Annotated in this window: 18 protein-coding genes; 10 read left to right on the top strand and 8 right to left on the bottom strand. The window is 51.9% G+C overall.

Annotation, left to right across the window (positions count from 1 at the left end; translation table 11 throughout):
- Positions 1 to 5: 5 nt before the first annotated feature.
- Complete coding sequence (locus RB298_RS27530; protein WP_486049561.1) at positions 6 to 503, bottom strand: DinB family protein; 498 nt, start codon at positions 501 to 503, stop codon at positions 6 to 8.
- 249 nt (positions 504 to 752) lie between these two features.
- Between RB298_RS27530 and RB298_RS27525 the strand changes: the two genes are divergently transcribed.
- The 3 genes from RB298_RS27525 to RB298_RS27515 all read left to right on the top strand — a co-directional run bounded on the left by RB298_RS27525 (position 753) and on the right by RB298_RS27515 (position 3470).
- Complete coding sequence (locus RB298_RS27525) at positions 753 to 1778, top strand: leucine-rich repeat domain-containing protein (RefSeq protein WP_096776346.1); 1026 nt, start codon at positions 753 to 755, stop codon at positions 1776 to 1778.
- Between the two features lie 825 nt (positions 1779 to 2603).
- Entirely contained in the window at positions 2604 to 3221 is a 618-nt protein-coding gene (locus RB298_RS27520; protein ID WP_096776345.1) for a DUF2975 domain-containing protein, read from the top strand.
- A gap of 18 nt (positions 3222 to 3239) precedes the next feature.
- The gene (locus RB298_RS27515) at positions 3240 to 3470 is read left to right on the top strand and encodes a helix-turn-helix domain-containing protein (protein ID WP_009595835.1); all 231 of its coding nucleotides are present in this window, start codon (positions 3240 to 3242) and stop codon (positions 3468 to 3470) included.
- Positions 3471 to 3554: 84 nt separating this feature from the next.
- On the opposite strand, the gene RB298_RS27510 is transcribed toward RB298_RS27515, so the two are convergent.
- The 4 genes from RB298_RS27510 to RB298_RS27495 all read right to left on the bottom strand — a co-directional run bounded on the left by RB298_RS27510 (position 3555) and on the right by RB298_RS27495 (position 8972).
- Positions 3555 to 4391 (bottom strand): sulfurtransferase, encoded by an 837-nt coding sequence (locus RB298_RS27510; protein WP_486049558.1) that lies wholly within the window; start codon positions 4389 to 4391, stop codon positions 3555 to 3557.
- A 169-nt stretch (positions 4392 to 4560) separates the two neighbouring features.
- On the bottom strand, positions 4561 to 6768 hold the full coding sequence (locus RB298_RS27505; RefSeq protein ID WP_486049556.1) for an acyltransferase family protein: 2208 nt from the start codon (positions 6766 to 6768) through the stop codon (positions 4561 to 4563).
- Positions 6769 to 7223: 455 nt separating this feature from the next.
- On the bottom strand, positions 7224 to 8384 hold the full coding sequence (gene yhbH / locus RB298_RS27500; protein ID WP_009595852.1) for a sporulation protein YhbH: 1161 nt from the start codon (positions 8382 to 8384) through the stop codon (positions 7224 to 7226).
- A gap of 165 nt (positions 8385 to 8549) precedes the next feature.
- Positions 8550 to 8972, bottom strand: a complete 423-nt coding sequence (locus RB298_RS27495) for a hypothetical protein (RefSeq protein WP_228468856.1) — start codon at positions 8970 to 8972, stop codon at positions 8550 to 8552.
- A gap of 209 nt (positions 8973 to 9181) precedes the next feature.
- On the opposite strand from RB298_RS27495, the gene RB298_RS27490 reads away from it, so the two are divergent.
- Positions 9182 to 9559, top strand: a complete 378-nt coding sequence (locus RB298_RS27490) for a DUF423 domain-containing protein (protein WP_486049553.1) — start codon at positions 9182 to 9184, stop codon at positions 9557 to 9559.
- Between the two features lie 81 nt (positions 9560 to 9640).
- Here RB298_RS27490 and RB298_RS27485 read toward each other — a convergent pair whose 3' ends face one another.
- Positions 9641 to 10192, bottom strand: coding sequence for a hypothetical protein (locus tag RB298_RS27485; protein ID WP_213579565.1), 552 nt, complete (start codon positions 10190 to 10192; stop codon positions 9641 to 9643).
- A 220-nt stretch (positions 10193 to 10412) separates the two neighbouring features.
- Here RB298_RS27485 and RB298_RS27480 point away from each other — a divergent pair, with 220 nt between their 5' ends.
- A complete protein-coding gene (locus RB298_RS27480) occupies positions 10413 to 10715 on the top strand; it encodes a YunC family protein (protein WP_009595810.1) in 303 nt (100 codons plus the stop codon).
- Positions 10716 to 10904: 189 nt separating this feature from the next.
- On the opposite strand, the gene mtnA is transcribed toward RB298_RS27480, so the two are convergent.
- Both mtnA and mtnK read right to left on the bottom strand, forming a co-directional pair.
- Positions 10905 to 11987 (bottom strand): S-methyl-5-thioribose-1-phosphate isomerase, encoded by a 1083-nt coding sequence (gene mtnA / locus RB298_RS27475; RefSeq protein ID WP_486049551.1) that lies wholly within the window; start codon positions 11985 to 11987, stop codon positions 10905 to 10907.
- On the bottom strand, positions 11984 to 13207 hold the full coding sequence (gene mtnK / locus RB298_RS27470; RefSeq protein ID WP_486049550.1) for an S-methyl-5-thioribose kinase: 1224 nt from the start codon (positions 13205 to 13207) through the stop codon (positions 11984 to 11986). The genes mtnA and mtnK overlap by 4 nt, the downstream gene beginning before the upstream one ends.
- A 309-nt stretch (positions 13208 to 13516) precedes the next feature.
- Here mtnK and RB298_RS27465 point away from each other — a divergent pair, with 309 nt between their 5' ends.
- The 5 genes from RB298_RS27465 to sufU all read left to right on the top strand — a co-directional run bounded on the left by RB298_RS27465 (position 13517) and on the right by sufU (position 18169).
- Positions 13517 to 13993 (top strand): Dps family protein, encoded by a 477-nt coding sequence (locus tag RB298_RS27465; RefSeq protein ID WP_009595811.1) that lies wholly within the window; start codon positions 13517 to 13519, stop codon positions 13991 to 13993.
- 440 nt (positions 13994 to 14433) lie between these two features.
- The gene (gene sufC, locus RB298_RS27460) at positions 14434 to 15216 is read left to right on the top strand and encodes a Fe-S cluster assembly ATPase SufC (protein ID WP_015737018.1); all 783 of its coding nucleotides are present in this window, start codon (positions 14434 to 14436) and stop codon (positions 15214 to 15216) included.
- Between the two features lie 22 nt (positions 15217 to 15238).
- Positions 15239 to 16543 (top strand): Fe-S cluster assembly protein SufD, encoded by a 1305-nt coding sequence (gene sufD, locus RB298_RS27455; protein ID WP_486049548.1) that lies wholly within the window; start codon positions 15239 to 15241, stop codon positions 16541 to 16543.
- Positions 16540 to 17760, top strand: coding sequence for a cysteine desulfurase (locus tag RB298_RS27450; RefSeq protein WP_009595771.1), 1221 nt, complete (start codon positions 16540 to 16542; stop codon positions 17758 to 17760). Before sufD ends, RB298_RS27450 begins: the two co-directional genes overlap by 4 nt.
- A complete protein-coding gene (gene sufU / locus RB298_RS27445; protein ID WP_015737015.1) occupies positions 17750 to 18169 on the top strand; it encodes a Fe-S cluster assembly sulfur transfer protein SufU in 420 nt (139 codons plus the stop codon). Before RB298_RS27450 ends, sufU begins: the two co-directional genes overlap by 11 nt.
- The last annotated feature ends 13 nt before the right edge of the window (positions 18170 to 18182 follow it).

The raw sequence follows: 18182 nt of genomic DNA, 5'->3' as shown, positions 1-18182 counted from the left end.
TTAGTTCATTGCGCTGCCTCGTCGGCAGATGGACCGTAGATGCCCGGCACCGGAATATCGAGAAGCCGCAGATATACCCCTAACTGAGCCCGATGATGAACCATGTGGCTGAAGCCGAAGGTGCGGAGCGCAATCGCCCGCGGCGCGCGGAGGATGATATGGTCGCCGTGGCGCAGCGTCCATTCCTCGCCGAGCGTTTTCTCGTCGCATTCGGCGAGCAGCTGCTCCAACTTGTCCACGTTCGCGTCGAATTCCTCCAGAACGTCGGCGCGTTTTTCCAAAGCCTCCCGTCGCAGCGGCACACTCGAAAGATCGAACTCCGGATACTGAAAAATCGCGATTTGCCAGTTGAGCAGGTTAATCAGGTGCGTGGCCAACCCGCCGAGCGTCATCGATTTCTCGTGCGGCTTCCACGACATATGCTCCTCGGGCAAGCGTTCCAGAACGCGGCGCGTATGAGCCAGATCCTGCGCTGCATCGCCGATGATCAGTTGTTTTACCATAATAATCCTCTCCCCTCTTATGGCTTAGCATACTATATTTTCCGGTTGGGAGGAAAGCTCTCTTTGACGCTTATGAAATAGTAGAGTTTTTAGAATTGCATTGAAACTGTCCTCTTCATCGACACGAAGAAGGACGGCTTCTTCTCTTCTGTTGAAGTGGAAGATTTGCCCATATTTTGGTACTATGTTAACTAGATTTAAGGCGGAGTGGAGGCTCCCGGATCAATTCAAAGAATGGAGGCGAACGAAATGAGCGAGCCGTGGGCTGCATCGATGAGCGGTGCTCCCTGGAGCACGGACAAAATGCATAGTGCCGTTAAACAGCTGAGAAACCGTGCAACCATCGGTTTTGTTGTCGGGGCAGATGATGCGGAAGATCTGCTGAAGCTGGACGAGCAGGTGTTTTCCAAACGTCCGGACTTGATACTGCATATTTATCATGCAGAAGCGAACGGAAGATATACCGATGAATTTCTGAAGACGCTCGCGGGACTGAAGTTTGTTGCTGCTTTATATTTGGATCTGAAACAGCAGCAGGATTTAACTAGGCTGGGTGCGATGGATCGAATGGAGTTTCTTAAGTTACGCTCGCCCAAAAAGCAAAGCATCGATTTTATCCGGAGCTACAAGTTTCTAAAATACCTGGAACTCAGCGGTAAATTCGATGATCTAGCGCCGATTGCCGACTGCATTCGCCTGGATACGCTGGTCCTGAACTCCTCCATCGATCAACTGGATTTTGTCGTGGATTTGCCCTTGATGAAGTATTTGGCCCTAGACAGCTGTACCTTGAACGGTTCGCTTAACGTGTTGGCCGAATCGAATGTAAGCATGCTGAGGTTGTCCTCCGTCCGCAACCTGGTGAATATTGATGACCTGGCTGCATTGGATCATCTGGTCTTTCTGCACTTGTCGCTGCCGAAAGTCGAGCGCTTGTGCGATTTCTCGCATATGCGAAATCTTCGGCAGCTTGAACTGGATTATATGAAATCCTTGCAGGAGATCGGGAATCTGTGGACCGCGGACCGGTTGGAGGTTCTAATGCTGAAGGAGATTTCTACAAGGATCAAGGCGGAAGCCTTGGGTGGCTTAACAACAATGGAGTGCTTGCGCCAGCTCGACTTCCGGTTTATCGATTCCGGCAAGGGCCGAATTGCTGCTCTCCGCAAGCGGATGGCGGAAGCGGGCAAAGAGTCTCTTCTTTACGAGAATATCCCTGAGGAGAAGCGGATACACTCGATGGCTCTTGAGCATCTGTCAGGAATTTTAATGTAGGAAAGAATGCAGATGATCAACAAAATAATGAAAAGCCCGCTACCATAGCGGGCTTTTCCCGATTTCAACCTAGTGATTCCGTCCCGGTCGCCACGGGGTTCTCCTCATAGCTGATCCAATCGCTCCAGCTTGCGATCATGGCAGAAAGTGCCTACACAACAGGCCATGCGAGTTACGTAGGGGCATTGGTCCCGGAGCCGGTCTTGGACCCAATCAGCCACATTGCTGCGAGTGGTCTCCCTTTTGTAACCTCGGCAGAATACACCGCAAAGAGAGAGGACCTTCATGCAGCGTCAGTCACATTAGCTATCCAAACAAGATTATGTCGGGGAATACACCGTATAAGCTATACCTGACCCGACAGAGATATCGCGACCAACAGCATCAACCTCTTGATATACACAGCATCACATCCACAATGTCCACATCTGCCCATGTACCTCCGGGCACTCTTCAGTTCCTCGCAGCAAGCACCTCAGAAGACCATAAATAAGGATAAAAGCGAGATCAGCACTGCCATGGGTGTGACACGGGTACACAGTATCACGCCACATCTAGCAGTGTATGTAGGTGAGCGCAGGAATCTATGCCTCAAGATTAGTTTCATTGGGACATGCTGTCCACTTGAACCCACTGTACCGGTAATTGCTTCGGTCATTCGATCTTCCACTTTGTCTAAGAAGTTTGGCGCTATGCGATCCGTGCACGCCTTACCATCATAAAGCAGCTTATTTTGAATTTAATGTTTATCATTAAATAGTTATTGTTTTTCATAAATGAATCATTTAGTATATATTGTAAGTTCACATGAAAAGGAGATTGCGCATGAACGGAATTGAATTCAAAGCCAAACCTGGCTTCAAAAGAATGCACACTGCGCTTAAGATCGGATACTGGGGAGGAATCTGGCTGCTCATTGCATACGTCTGTTTCAATATATGGCTCGGATTGAAGCCCCAGGAGATGTTCTACGCAGAGAAGGGAATCGCGCACTGGTTCTTTTCAGTACCGTTATCGGATATGGTGACGAAGAGCGTCATGGTGCCTTTCACTTATTTTCAACCGATCAATCCCGACATGTTCGATGCCAAGAACGCTTATCTGGTCGTCAGCTTGACCAATGCCACACTTGTCTTCTGTGCCTACATCTACTCGATCGGCCAGATTCGCTATATAATAGGAAGCATACTTAGCGGAAACAGCCCGTTTAGTCTGGCGAATGCCGCCCGTCTGAAAAGGCTGGGAATCATCGTTATCCTGTATTCATTGCTGGCGAAGCTCGTTCTCAACATTCTGATCTGCCTGTTCGTTACTCGCATCTTCTCAATCAATCTGGGCGGTATCTCTTTAATCGGAATTATCATCGGCATACTAGTGCTGTTCGTCTCCGAGATTTTCAAGTACGGTGCTCTTCTGCAGGAAGAGCATGATTCGACTTTATGAGAATGGAGACTGATGATAGTGCCGATTATTATACGTCTGGACCGAGTTCTGGCCGACAAAAAAATGAAATTGAATGACCTGGCCGACAAGGTAGGGATCTCGAACGTCAATCTGTCCAATCTGAAAACGGGGAAAGTGAAGGCGATCCGGTTCTCTACCTTGGAAGCGATCTGCGAAATTCTAGACTGTCAGCCGGGAGACATTCTGGAATTTGTTCCGGCCGATAGCGACAGCTGTGAAATTGATTGAAGGTGCCTATTCTCCCTTCAATTGTTTTTTTGGCAAGCTTAGTCCCAACAAAAAGAAGCCGCGCAGAGCGCGGGTTCTTGCAGGTTATTCTTCCCCCGTCGCCACCGGGTTCTCCTCATAACTGATCCAATCGCTCCAGCTGCCCGCGTACAGCTTTACGTTGCCGTACCCGGCTTCCTCCAGGGCTAGCACGTTCGGACAAGCGGTGACGCCGGAGCCGCAGTATACGATGATCTCGGCATCTTGCGGGATGTCCGAGAAATGCTCGCGGATCGCTTCTGCATCCTTCCAATGTCCGGAATCGTCCAGGACGCCTTTCCAGAAATAGTTCACAGCACCCGGAATATGCCCGGCTTTGGTGTCCATAGGCTCCTCCAATCCGGCATATCTGCGCGGCTCGCGGGAATCGATGAGCGTTTTGCTTCGCTGCTGCGACGCCTTGCGTACTTCATCGACGCGGACCAATTTGTCGGGCTTAAGGTGGATGTCATATGTAACCGGAATGACGACCGGCTGTTCGTCCGTTACCGGATACGATGCGTTCTTCCAAGCCGTAAACCCTTCATCCAATACATAAGCTTGCTCGTGGCCGGTATATTTCAGCAGCCACCATAGTCGGCTGGCCATGGCTCCGCCCTGGTCGTCGTAGATCACGACGCGGCTGCTGCTTTGAATGCCGGACTGGCCAAGACGTTGTGCAAGGTGATCCAGGTCGGGCAGGGGGTGGCGACCGCCATGCTCGGTAATGGGGGAGGAGAGGTCCTTCTCCAGGTCGAGGTAAACCGCCCGCGGAATATGCGATTCCTCGTATGTGGCTCGGCCGCTTTCCGGTTTGCCGAGGGCAAAACGGCAGTCGACGATGACCAGATCCGGTTCATAGAGTCTAGCCAGCAGCCATTTCATTGTCACGATATTGTTCATATGCCAGGACACCGCCTTCTATTAAGAAATGATGAGATTAAGTAACCGAATTATATCATATTGCTGCTTGCGAATACGTATATAACTAAAAAGTCGACCTGTCTCATCAAATGATGAGATCAGGCCGACGATATGAGAATGAATGATGGCAAGAATCAGGACAATCCGTTTATTTCTTGATGGCTTGAAGCAGCATGGATGTGTAGGCCTCGGCACCTACCGGCTCCAGATGGACGCCGTCGGACCGGAAGTATTCCGGATGATCCTTACTGGCTGAATACCAATCCACCAGCGTAACTTTCGGGTTCCGTTCGGCTGCTTTGGCGAGCATGCCGTTAACGTTCTGTTCCCAATCGCGCGGAACGCGCGTATTGATAAGCAGAATCTGTTTGGCCGAATTCAGAGGGCCCAGCAGGGAATCGAGATCCTTTTGCGAGAAGGCCCCGTTGGTTCCGAGCCCGATGATGACAATGCCGCCGTCAATCCGATTTTGGGATTTCAGGGCCGGAATCAGCTCATCGGCCTGGCGCATTTGGCGGCCAATCACCGCATCAATGTGAATGCCGGGCAGCGATTTTTCGAGATAAGGGGAGACCCCGAGCATAACCGAATCCCCGATGGCCGTGATGGCGGACTTGGTTACCGGTGGCTGCTCCGGCTTCGTCGTCGGCTTGGCAGGATCGTTCTTGCCGCCGGGAGTTCCGCTTGCCGGGTCCTTGGATGGATCCGGCTTATCGACCTGATCCCCATTCGGCTCGCCAGTCTTATCGTCATCCGGTTGATCCGGAATCGGTTTTCCGGAGTCGGCTTTATCCATAGGATCGCTTTCTCCGCCGGTTTGCTTGTCTTGGACGTCTTGGTTGTTCTCTGCCGCTGGGTCCGGCACTTCGTTCTCATCAGCACCGGCGTCGTTATTTCCAGAGTCCGTTGCTCCATCCGAAAGCGGAGCCTTAGCCCCTTCATCCCTAGAATTCGGCTCCTTCACCGTATCCGGTTGTTTCGATGGCTCTACGGCAGGAGGCGCTGCGTTGTCTCCGTTCGTGTCGACCGGTTGCGGCGGTTTGGCCGTAGCAGACTCGGTGCTTGGAGTCTGAGCCGCTTCCTCCGGAGCAGGGTCATCGATGTTCAGCATGGCAGCGATATCGCCCACCGTTCTTGCAGAGGACACGCTGCTCATCATCCCCGAACAGAATATGCCGATCAGCATAAGAGAGCTCAGGGACACGATCCAGCCTCTTAACGAAATCGAAGCCGGACGGCGGCGAAGCGAGCGGGCTTTAAGCCATAATTTTTTAAGCCCGCCATGCCGTATCGGTTCTTCGACATACTTCCAGGATAGCGCGGCCAGCAGAACGCTTGCGGTGATTTGCAGCGCAGTCTGAAGCAAACTGAGATCGCTAGCGCCGGAATCAGGCGAGGTCAGGATCATGACCGGGTAATGCCATAAGTAGATGCCATAGGAACGAACGCCGATCCACAGCAGCGGCTTCCAGCTTAACAAGCGGCTAATGGAAGCCGCAGGGTGGGCCAGCACCGCTATGAGCACGGCAGCAGCCAAGGAAAAGAGGAACATGCCTCCTTGATACAGGAATGCGTCGTAACGGTCCACCTGCCACATCATGTAGAGAATGATAAGCATTGCCGCGGCGCCCGTCATGTTGAGTTTATAGCGGATGCCTCTTGAAGCGCGGGAGGACAGCTTCCAGCTGGGCCATACGATGGCCAGCCCCGCTCCGATCAGCAGGCCGAACGCCCGGGTATCCGTGCCGTAGTAAACCCGGCTCGGATCGTCGCCCGGCTGATAGATCACGGCCATGAGGAGCGCGGAAATCGCGGCACCGGCGGCAATGAACGCAAAGAGCTGCCCTCGGCGGGGAAACAGCTTGAGCGCCGCCAGCATGATAACCGGCCACAGCAGGTAGAACTGTTCTTCCACCGCTAGCGACCAGAAATGCCCCAGCGGAGAAGGCGGGCCAAACGATTCAAAATAGGATTGCTGCTGAAAAATAAACTGCCAGTTGCTTATGTACGTAACCGCTCCGAGCACTTCGCTTCGAAGCGTAGCCAATCTTGACCGGTCGAACAGCGTTACCCATACCACAAGGATGAACAGCATGAGCAGCATCGCCGGCAGGAGACGCCGGAATCTCCGTATCCAAAAATCTTTGAGATCAATCCGTCTATGATGATGCCATTGCGAAGCCAAAATATCCGTAATGAGGTAACCGGACAATACGAAGAATAAACTTACCCCGAGAAACCCGCCGCCTGCAAAACCAAAATTCCAGTGGTATCCCATCACACCGATTAATGCGAGGGCCCGCAGTCCGTCAAGACCGGGCATGTAACGTGAATGTGGTTTATCGGATATCGGCACGGAAGATCACTCCTCTCGAGGGATCTGCGCTCATGCCGCCCTGTAACAGCCGCTGCGATAATATGTAGGACATATTCTCAAACGTCTGGGTGCTGGATAGTCGATGTGTCATTTGGAACATGGTAAACCTTCCCTTTCCTTTATAGGAGGATATTTCATATGCAGGAGACGTTATCGAATCCTGTAATATCCTGCAACAAGATGTCATAGCTAATACTACCATCCTTGGAAAAACAGAAGGTGACAAAAAAATGAACCTACGGCTACATTGTGATGTCAATAATAAGACAGATTTTTCATTTGAAATGACAAGCCGTTATGCTTGACATATCCATTATTCGGCAACGGGCTGTTAGCCGTATCGCAGGAGGCCATAAGAAAGAGGAGGTCCCTGCCTCCTCCAGTGTCCAGGTCATCCGATATTTATTTTTTTCTTTCACTTATCGACTTTAAAATCAGGTAGCGGCTCCTTGCCGTTTCCGAAAAAAGGTCTTGAGCGCCTCGTACACTTCCCCTTTGTCCTTTATGACATGGTACATGAATTGGTCCAGCTTGATATTTTTATACGCCGACATCAGCGTGCTGCTGCGATTGTATTGATTGACCTCGCCGTAACCGAACATGTTGCTCACCTTCAGCAGCTCCCCGATGAGTTTGACGCAGCGTTCATTATCGGATGTGAGATTATCGCCGTCCGAGAAATGGAAGGGATAGATGTTGTATTTGGAAGGAGGGTACCGGTGATGAATGATATCCAGCGCCTTCTGATACGCGGATGAACATATCGTACCCCCGCTTTCGCCGCGCGTGAAGAACTCCTCTTCGGTCACTTCCTTCGCTTCGGTATGGTGGGCGATAAACACGATTTCCACCTTCTCGTACTGCTTGCGGAGGAAACGGGTCATCCAGAAGAAAAAGCTGCGCGCGCAGTATTTCTCGAAGGAACCCATGGAACCGGAAGTGTCCATCATGGCGATGATGACCGCATTGGATTCCGGTATGACGGTGTCGTCCCAGGTTTTGTAGCGCAGGTCGTCCGGACTGATGCCGTGGATGCCGGGCTTGCCGTCCCTCGCATTGCGGCGCAGATTCTCGAGGATGGTGCGTTTCTTATCGATGTTGGACATGATGCCTTTTTTGCGGATGTCGTTGAACACGATGGACTCCGTCTCGATCTGCTCTTTATCCTTGGGCTGCAGCAGCGGGAGCTCCAGCTCCTCAAACAGCATATTCTCCAGCTCTTCCAGGCTGACCTCGGTTTCCACAATATCCTGTCCCGCCTGGTCACCGGCCGATTCTCCTTTTCCGGGCTGGGCCGCTGAAGGGTCGCGTCCAAGGACGTCCCCAACCTGACTGTCACCGTCGCCTTGACCGACATGCTTTTGCTTCTGGTAATTGTAGATGAAACGGTATTCGTCAAGGCTTCGGATCGGAACTTTAATGATCTGCTTTCCGTCGGACAAAATAATGTTTTCCTCAGTAATAAGGTCGGGCAGGTTGCGTTTGATCACTTCGCGGATTTTATGCTGATGACGTACCTGATCCTGATAGCCTTTGCGGTGCAGCGACCAGTCTTCACGGGATACGACAAACGACAGAGCGTCTTCATTTTGCACGGACAGTCACCTCCCAAGTGTAGCCTTGACACGGTTGCCGTCTTTTCGGCTGTAGTATCTCATTATATTCGGGAGAAAGAGCGATATGTGAGTGTGAATCCGTGTTTGCCATGAAAAAGACACTTAACCTGAAATGGATCAGGCAAGTGTCCTGGTACGTAATCCTTATGCGCTTAATACGAATAGGAAAAGGGCGCCGATGGTGACGATGACTACGCCGTTCACGATGGTGGCAATGACCGCGACGGCACGCTTGCGCGTCTTAGAGAAGCAGCCGACAATGCCAAGCGCCAGGCCGACGATATTGATGATCATCACGAGAATGAAAACGGCCGCCAGCGTGGTCATCGCTTCAAGCGTTTCCTGCGTCGGCTCCAGGATCGGCCCGTTTTCCGTCATGTAAGGTTCAATCATCGTGGTGCCGAGCGCGCCGAGCAGAATATAACCAAGCAGCGTCACGATCGACAGAATGAATGATGCAATGCCGAAGCGGGAGTTCTTTCTGTCCTCGGGAGGAATGAAGGTGGTTTTAGGTCGCTTGGGCGAATCTTGCCCCTCGGATGGGGAGGAAGGTGATTGTTGATCCATGTACATAATCGCTCCTAACTTGAGATTCATTCTTAATGGGTCCATGCGGTTTCGAAATAAAAGACATCCTTATTAATCTTTCACAAAATGGCCCTGAAATCAAGTCCAAAGCGCTTGCACGCCGGTGGAAAAGCGTACGCGAATCCGTTAAACTTAACATGATTACATATGGACACGGGTGTCCGCTGACAAAAGGGGTTGAAAAAAACATGAGTCGTGCTTTCATCGCATGGGGCTCGATCCTGATGGCATTGTCCGTCGCCATTGGGGCATTCGGCGCCCATATGCTGGAGGATATCATTACGCCGGACGAGCTTGCCACCTATGAGACGGGCGTCCACTATCATATGATTCACGGACTGGCGGTCCTGATTACGGGGATTGTGGCCAAGGTGCTGGGCGAATCCCGGAAGCTGTTTTGGGCGGGGGCTTTATTCATCGCGGGAACCGTTATTTTTTCCGGCAGTCTCTACGTGTTAAGTATATCCGGCATCAAATGGCTAGGGGCGATTACGCCGATCGGCGGCGTATCCTTTATCGCAGGCTGGCTGATCCTGATGTCCTCGGCGCTGTCCCGTAAAAAATAGCACTCAAAAAAAGAACGGCTTCACCGATCCCTGATAAAGGGCGGCGATGCCGTTTTTACATACCTATAATATACTGCCGACTCAGCTCACGCTGAACTCGTCGATTTCATTGAGTTTGAAGGTATATACCTGCTTCTCATCGACATGATAGACGTTGACCAGGAAATTGCTTTCGTCATAATTGAGTATTCGGCAGGGTAGGCTTGTCTGCTTACCGTGGCGGTTGGTTGTCAGGCGAACAAGGCGATTGTCCTTACTGTATACTTTAATCCATTCAAAGGGATCATTTCCGGCGAGTGGAGTTTGGACAGGAGGTGCGCTTGCAGCGATCTTTTTTTCCGGCGAGGATATCGCAGGCGGAGCAGGTTTCACGTGCTGAGTCGTGGAAGAAGCCATCTTCCGGGAGGCATTGCTAATAACGGAATCTTTCTTGGCTTGGACCAAGGTGTTGATAATTTCTCCAAGTTCCATTCCGGACTTAATCCGGAAATCGACGACTTCGGCCTTGTCGTTCAGCATTTCCAGCAAATATTGCAAAGCCAGTGCGTTGGAGGGACTCTTGACCAGAATATCAACGTTGAATAAAAAGCCGTTATCATCGGTGACAGGAATTGTGTTCATAGCTTTTATCATTCACCAGCTTTCAAGGTTTTCTTCTGAATCAAATATACCATAATTTTCGAATTTTCATAGTCCTAATGTCACGGATATTTCATTTTTATTCTATTAAATCGAGAGACGTTCGCACCATAAACATAAGGCGCCCTTGCGCAATATCAGAGACATTCGCACCATGTCGGTTTAAAGAGAATAAACATAATTCTAAGCCGATGTGAGGGGAGGATTGTTTATATTGGTGACTTTACTGCCGATCGAGATTGAAGGACATACCGTTATGGGCGTCGAGGTCAAACTTCCGAAAACTACGCTGCTGGCTGTATACACTTCCCGCGGTTATATTATGTGCGGTGCCCTCGATGTGGGCCTTCTGAACGAACAGCTTGCAGACCGCAAGATTATTGCCGGGAGAGCCGTGGGGGTTCGCACATTGGAGCAGCTGCTGGAGGCACCGCTGGAATCGGTAACCTTGGAGGCGGAGAAGTGGGGCATTCATCCCGGCCTCGCCGGCAAGGATGCGATCCTGCGGATGATCTGAGCCCAGCAGGCTTAAGCGGTACAAGAGTGATTCCGGTGCGGATCGCTCTTTTTTTAATGAGATAAGCGATGCTTTTGTCACCTTCACAGGGGAAAAAATGCGCCGAAACGCCATCAAAGAGAACAAACGGACAATCGGCGGGGGCCTTTTGTCCGTTTGTTCGTCGATGGCGTGAAATCTTGCAGCGGCTTATTCGAATAAGTTTTTCAAGCTCTCTTCGTAAGGTGCTTGCACGACGCCTTTTTCCGTTATGATCGCCGTCACGTATTCGTTCGGCGTAATGTCGAAGGCAGGGTTGTACACTTTGACGCCTTGTGGTGCGGTGCGCTTGCCGAAACCTTCCGTGATTTCTTCCGCCGGCCGCTCCTCAATCGGAATATCGGCACCCGTCTTCGTATTCAGGTCGATCGTGGACAACGGGCACGCCACATAAAAAGGGATGCCATGGGCTTTCGCCAGAACCGCGACCCCATACGTACCGATTTTGTTGGCGACATCGCCGTTTGCGGCTACGCGATCCGTACCGACGATAACCGCTTGTATCCAACCTTTGGACATGACCATGGCGGCCATGTTGTCTGCCAGCAGCGTGACGTCGATGCCGGCCTGCTGGAGTTCAAAGGCGGTTAGGCGGGCACCTTGCAGAACGGGTCTCGTCTCATCCGCGAACACCTTGATGTTCAGGCCCTGCTCATGGGCCAGATACATTGGCGCCAGGGCGGTCCCGTATTTGGCGGTCGCCAATCCCCCCGCATTGCAGTGGGTGAGAACGCCCATGCCGTCCCGGAAGAACGGCAGCGCGTTCTCGCCGATGCGGCGGCATACATCCTCGTCCTCGGCCCGGATGGCCTCGGCTTCGGCGAGCAGCGCCGCGTTCAGACCGGCCGTGTCGAGATCCGATGCCGAAGCCAGCTTCTCGGCTGCAAGCTTGATGCGGTCCAGCGCCCAGAACAGATTGACGGCCGTCGGTCTGGACGTTGCGAGATAAGCGCAGGTTTTTGCGACTTGCTGAAGCCAATCCTCGCGACCATCGGCTTCCACCTGCATTCCCCCGAGAACGGCGCCGAATGCTGCCGCGATGCCGATCGCCGGTGCGCCGCGGACTTTCATGGAGTGAATCCCTTCCCAGACATCCTCTGGCGTATAGAGCTTAAGATAGACGATCTCTTCCGGGAGCAAGCGCTGATCCAGAAGGACCAGATGGTCTCCTCCCCAGTAAACCGAGCTTAGCGGTTCATAGGTGCTGGTATTGCCGGTAGTCATACCGCTCATATCGATACCTCATTTCCTTTGGATGCTTGCGTGATCAAGGTCAGTATGTCCTCGAAGGATTTGATGCTGCGGTGATGGCGCACGAGATTTTTGCCGATGGCGAGCGCTTTGCGCTGTGCTGCTTCTCTGGCCTTATCGTCCGCTATGGTGTCGATGTCCGCAACATGGGACAATCCGACGATGCGCCGAATCATTTTGCAGCCCGCGAATCCTGCGGCGTCCTTCAAAATCTGCGACACATAATGGTCCTGATAGCCTGGCGTGCGGGACATCTCGTCCAAGAGATCATCGTTCCACAGCGAGCGGAAGTTGTTCTCGAAATGGTTCCAAACGCTGCTCGCCATCTCGAGGAGTCGGGCTTCCCGGGCGGCCAGCGTCTGCTCGTCCCCGCTCCAGCCAGGCTGTGCAGCGTAGTTGAGCAGGAGGTTGCCGATCACCGCGCCGATATCGAATCCCATCGGGCCGAAATATGCGAATTCCGGATCGATCACCTTGGTGGATTCCGGCGTGACGAAGATGCTGCCCGTATGCAGATCCCCGTGGAGCAGAGCTTGCGCATGGGTCAGAAACTTATGGCGCAGCAGCGCGACTTCGAAGTGAAGCGGCAGGTCGGCGCGAAGGGCTTCCGCTTCATCGGCAATGCTCTGTTCATAGTTGTTGTTGGCGGATTCGCGGTATGGATCCTCAAAGATTAAGTCCTCGGTAATTTTGCATAGATCCGGATTAACGAAACGGCCGGCAAGTTCCTTCTTCTGCTGCTGGTTCATGCCCAGATCCGATGTATAGAACAGGGTTCTGGCCAAAAACCGGCCGATATGCTCCGCGAACTTGGGATAGGCGATGCCTTCGATAAGGCCTTTGCGCATGATGGTGTACTCGCTCAAGTCTTCCATCACGGTGTAGGCGAGCTCATCCGAATAGCCGTATACTTTCGGCACGAGGTCAGGGCACAGGGAGTACTCCGTCTCCAGGGCGAGACGCTCGATGCGCGCGCGGTCGAGAGACAGCGGCCAGGATTCGCCTACGACTTTTGCATAAGGAACAGCTTGCTTGATAATGATACTATCAGCCGTATTTTTGGCGGTGACATGAAACACCAGATTGAGATTGCCGTCGCCGATTTCGCGGCATTCGAGTTCGGCATGGTCCGGGAACCGGCCCGGTATACTTTTAGCTAATTGTATCGCTTCGTCCGCGTTCAGCGGATGATATGCAGACATGGATGGTCACCCCCAAATAAAATAGAAGAAAAACAAAGCCAACTTTTTTGCTTGGTATTACTTAGTATAACGTTTTTTCGCGAATTTTGTATAATTTTTTGGCAAGTCTCAAGGTTAACCGAACCTGATTCGCTTCGCAGTCCTGAGGGTAAACTACAAATAGACGCCCAAGCACAGGATGTACTCATATATTAATGAAGGAATAGCATTAGCAGATGGTTCCAGTTACAATGGGGATACACCGATCTGCCGAATGTTCCTTTGACGCAGTACAGGGTGCATTTCATATAGAAAAGGAAGGGATAAACCATGGCAAAAACTACATCTGGCAAAGCTGCAGGAAAAACGAAAAACGCAAGTCTGGAGCAATTGCTCAATCAGCAGGTTGCGAACTTCAACGTGCTCTACGTCAAACTTCACAACTATCACTGGTATGTAACCGGAGAGCAGTTCTACTCCCTTCATGTTAAATTCGAAGAACTTTATGACGAAATCACGCTTAAAATGGATGAGGTTGCGGAACGCCTGCTTTCGATCAAAGGCAAGCCGGCTGCAACGATGAAAGAATATCTGGAGCTTGCGACCGTTCAGGAGGCCTCCGGCAACGAGGATACCCGCGGCATGGTACAGGCCTTGGTCGAGGACTTTGCTACCGTATCCGAGGAATTGGCGGAAGGCATCGAAATGGCCGAGGAAGCCGGAGATGCGCCGACAGCGGACATGTTCACCGGGTTCAAGGCCGATCTTGAGAAGCATATGTGGATGCTGCGCTCTTACCTTGGATAAAGCGTGATTCCTATAGAATGATATCCCCATTCATTCCGTATATTCGCTGCAGCTTGAGGCAGCTTGTTAACGAGTCTCATAGCTTATGTGTCCCCCAACACCGTCTGACGACGCGCGGCTTACGCCGTTGCCTAGATGCTGTGGCGACACGGGGAGCATCAGCATATACGGCGGATGAAAAGGGCAGAATGAAACAGGCTTGGCCGGTTAATCGGCCAAGCCTGTTTTTAATGGTTACAGTTGTCTGAATGTTGTCTCCAAAAGGCTTGTCCGGTTGAAATACGTCATTTTTTATTATAAAATGGCTTGAGAATCATTGATAATCAGTTTAGAATGATTATAAATAAAGAATTACTTTTTATTTTATGAAATCAGGGCGTACAATCCTGTTATCATATGGGACAACAAATACACTACCTATTCAACGGAGGGAATCTAATATGTCAACCAAGTTTGTCATTGAAGGATTGAAAGCAACGATCGAAGGCAAGGAGATCCTGAAGGGGATCAACCTTGAGATGAAGGGCGGAGAAGTTCATGCCATCATGGGACCAAACGGAACGGGTAAAAGTACGTTGGCTTCCGCGTTGATGGGTCATCCTAAATATGAAGTAACCGAAGGTAAAGTATTCCTCGACGATGAAGACGTGCTGGAGATGGAAGTAGACGAGCGCGCACGCGCTGGCCTGTTCCTGGCCATGCAATATCCGAGCGAAATCGCCGGCGTGACGAACTCCGATTTCCTGCGGAGCTCCATCAATGCACGCCGCGGCGAAGGCAACGAGATTTCCCTGATCAAGTTCATTCGTCAAATGGAAGGCAAAATGAAAGAGCTCGAGATGAATCCCGAGTTTGCTCACCGTTACCTGAACGAAGGCTTCTCCGGCGGTGAGAAGAAGCGTAATGAAATTCTGCAAATGATGATGCTGGATCCGAAAATCGTCGTGCTTGACGAAATCGACTCCGGTCTGGATATCGATGCTTTGAGAATCGTGGCGAACGGCGTAAATGCCATGAAGTCCGAAGAGCGCGGTTTCTTGATCATTACCCACTACCAGCGTTTGCTTAACTATATCACGCCAGATTACGTTCACGTTATGATGCAAGGGCGCATCGTGAAATCCGGCGGCCCTGAGCTGGCTGAGCGTCTGGAAGCGGAAGGTTACGACTGGATCAAGGAAGAGCTGGGCATTACCGATGAAACTGTAGGTCAAGACGCGTAAATAGACGGGAGGAGGAAACGATATGACTACACAAACCATTCTTCCGGTCAACGCTGAGGCTCTGAAGGCATTGTCCGAAAGTAAACAGGAGCCGGCTTGGCTTACAGACAGCCGTCTGGCAGCCCTGGAACTGGCCGGCCAGTTGGAACTGCCCAAGCTGGAGAAACAACGCATCGAGCGTTGGAACATCCACAGCTACGGTGAATATAAAGAGAGCAATAAACTCGCGTCCCTTGACGAATTGCCTGAGCATGTGGCCAAACTTGTCGAAGGCTCGAGAGAAGGCGGTTTGGTTATTCAACGCAATTCCGGAACCGTATATGCAAGCCTGGCACCGGAACTCGCAGCCAAAGGCGTGATTTTCACCGATTTGGAAACAGCGGTTAAAGAACACGCGGATTTGGTTAAACCTTATCTGCACCAAGCGCTTAAGAGCGATGAGCACGCCATGGCCGCTCTGCACGCTGCCGTATGGAACGGCGGAGTATTCCTCTACGTTCCCAAGAATGTGGAGGTCGATGTTCCGCTGCAAGCGGTCATGCTGACCGACGATGCTGAAGCCACGTTTGCTCCGCATGTGCTGGTCGTAGCCGAAGCGAACAGTCAGATTACTTATGTAGACAACTACGTATCGGATTTCCTGACTGCGCCGGTAACCCATAACGGCGTGGTGGAAGTGTTTGCTAAGAACGGCGCGAAGGTGCGTTACGCATCCGTTCACCAATTGGCCGGAGAAGCAACGGATGTCACGTTCCGCCGCGCGGTGCTTGACAACGACGCTTCGATCGAGTGGATCGTCGGCGAGATGAACGATGGCGATACAGCCAGCGACACCATGAGCATTCTGAAGGGCAACGGCTCGACATCCGATGCTAAAATCATTGCGGTAGGTTCCGGATCCCAGAAGATCAACTACACCACGCAAGCGAAGCATTTCGGCAAGAGCTCCGCATCCCAGATGATCACCCGTGCGGTCATGCGCGAAGAAGCACAAGCCATCATCAACGGCATTACCAAGATCGAGAAGGGAGCAACGAAGGCGGACGGACAGCAGACCGAACGCGTTCTGATGCTCAGCCCGAAAGCCCGCGGCGACGCGAACCCGATTCTGTTGATCGATGAGGACGACGTAACGGCCGGTCACGCAGCGTCCGTAGGACAAGTGAACCGGGAGCAAATTTACTACCTGATGTCCCGCGGCATCTCCCGATCCGTTGCAGAATCCCTGATTATTTACGGCTTCTTGGCTCCGGTTGTCAGCGAAATTCCGCTCGAGGGACTTCGCGACCAGCTGCAGGGGCTCGTTGAAAGGAAGCTGGGACAATGATCGCCTCCGTCCGTGAGCAATTTCCCATTCTTCACCAGGAGATCAACGGACATCCGCTGGTATATCTCGACAATGCCGCGACATCGCAAAAGCCGCAGGTGGTCATAGATGCCGTCAAGCGGTACTACGAATGGGAGAACTCCAATGTGCACCGCGGAGTTCATACGCTCGGGAGCCGTGCTACCGATGCTTATGAAGGAGCCAGGGAGAAGGTTGCCCGTTTCATAAATGCCGAGAGTTCGGAGCAGATTATATTCACCCGCGGAACGACGACGGCCCTGAATCTGGTGGCTTCATCCTACGCACGCTCCGTTTGCGGTCCTGGGGATGAAATCGTCCTGACGGAAATGGAGCATCACAGCAATCTCATTCCGTGGCAGCAGGCGGCCATCGCCGTCGGCGCTACGCTGAAATATATTCCTTTGCAGCCTGACGGCACGATCCGTGTCGAAGATGTAGAGGAACTGGTGACCGAACGGACCAAAGTCGTAGCCATCGCATACGTGTCCAACGTCATGGGCGTCGTGCATCCCGTTAAACAAATCGCGGAAATCGCGCATCGGCACGGTGCCGTTATCGTGGTGGACGGGGCGCAAAGCACGCCGCACATGAAAGTGGACGTTCAGGACCTGGACTGCGATTTCTACGCTTTGTCCGGACACAAGATGTGTGCTCCAACAGGTATCGGCGCATTATACGGCAAGAAGGCGCTGCTGGAATCAATGGAGCCGATCGAATTCGGCGGAGAGATGATCAATGACGTCGGGTTGTACGAATCGAACTGGAAGGAGCTCCCTTGGAAGTTTGAGGGCGGCACGCCCATCATTGCAGGAGCTGTCGGACTTGGCGCCGCGATCGATTTCCTGGAGGAAATCGGAATGGACGCCATCGAACGGCATGAGGCTCAGCTTGCGAACTACGCCATGGACCGGATCTCCGAGATCGAAGGCATCTCCATTTACGGTCCCCGTAAGCGTAAAGTGGGCCTTATCACATTCAATCTTGGAGACGTTCATCCGCATGACGTGGCAACCGTTTTGGATGCCCAGGGGATTGCGATTCGTGCAGGACATCATTGCTGTCAACCGCTTATGCGTTGGTTAAAAGTATCTTCCACGGCACGCGCGAGCTTTTATCTGTATAATACAGAAGAGGACGTTGATCGATTAGTTAGCGCCTTAATCCAGACAAAGGAGTATTTTGGCGATGCAACTTGACGATTTGTACAGACGTGTCATCATGGATCATTATAAGAACCCCCGCAATCGCGGCAAGTTTGAAGAAGATGCGGTAACCATCGATTTGAACAATCCGACTTGCGGAGATCGCATTTCCTTGCAGCTTAAGGTAGAGAACGGCGTGGTCGCCGATGCCAAATATACGGGGGAAGGCTGCTCCATCAGCATGTCTTCCGCTTCGATGATGACGGACGCCGTAAAAGGAAGAACGCTGGACGAAGCCATCAGTTTGGCGGACCGCTTTTCTTCCCTTATGAAAGGCGATGAAGTGGATTTTGACGAGTACGAGGATATTGAAGCCCTATCCGGTGTTAACAAGTTTCCTGCACGCATTAAATGCGCAACACTTGCTTGGAACGCACTCCGAAAAGGAATTGACGCGAAGTAAGCGAATGAACAGA

The sequence above is a fragment of the Priestia sp. BR_2 genome, from assembly GCF_041954005.1.
Lineage (GTDB): Bacteria > Bacillota > Bacilli > Paenibacillales > Paenibacillaceae > Paenibacillus_AQ > Paenibacillus_AQ lautus_A.
The sequence above is the reverse complement of the archived record's forward strand: the minus strand, read 5'-3'. Positions and strand labels throughout refer to the sequence as shown.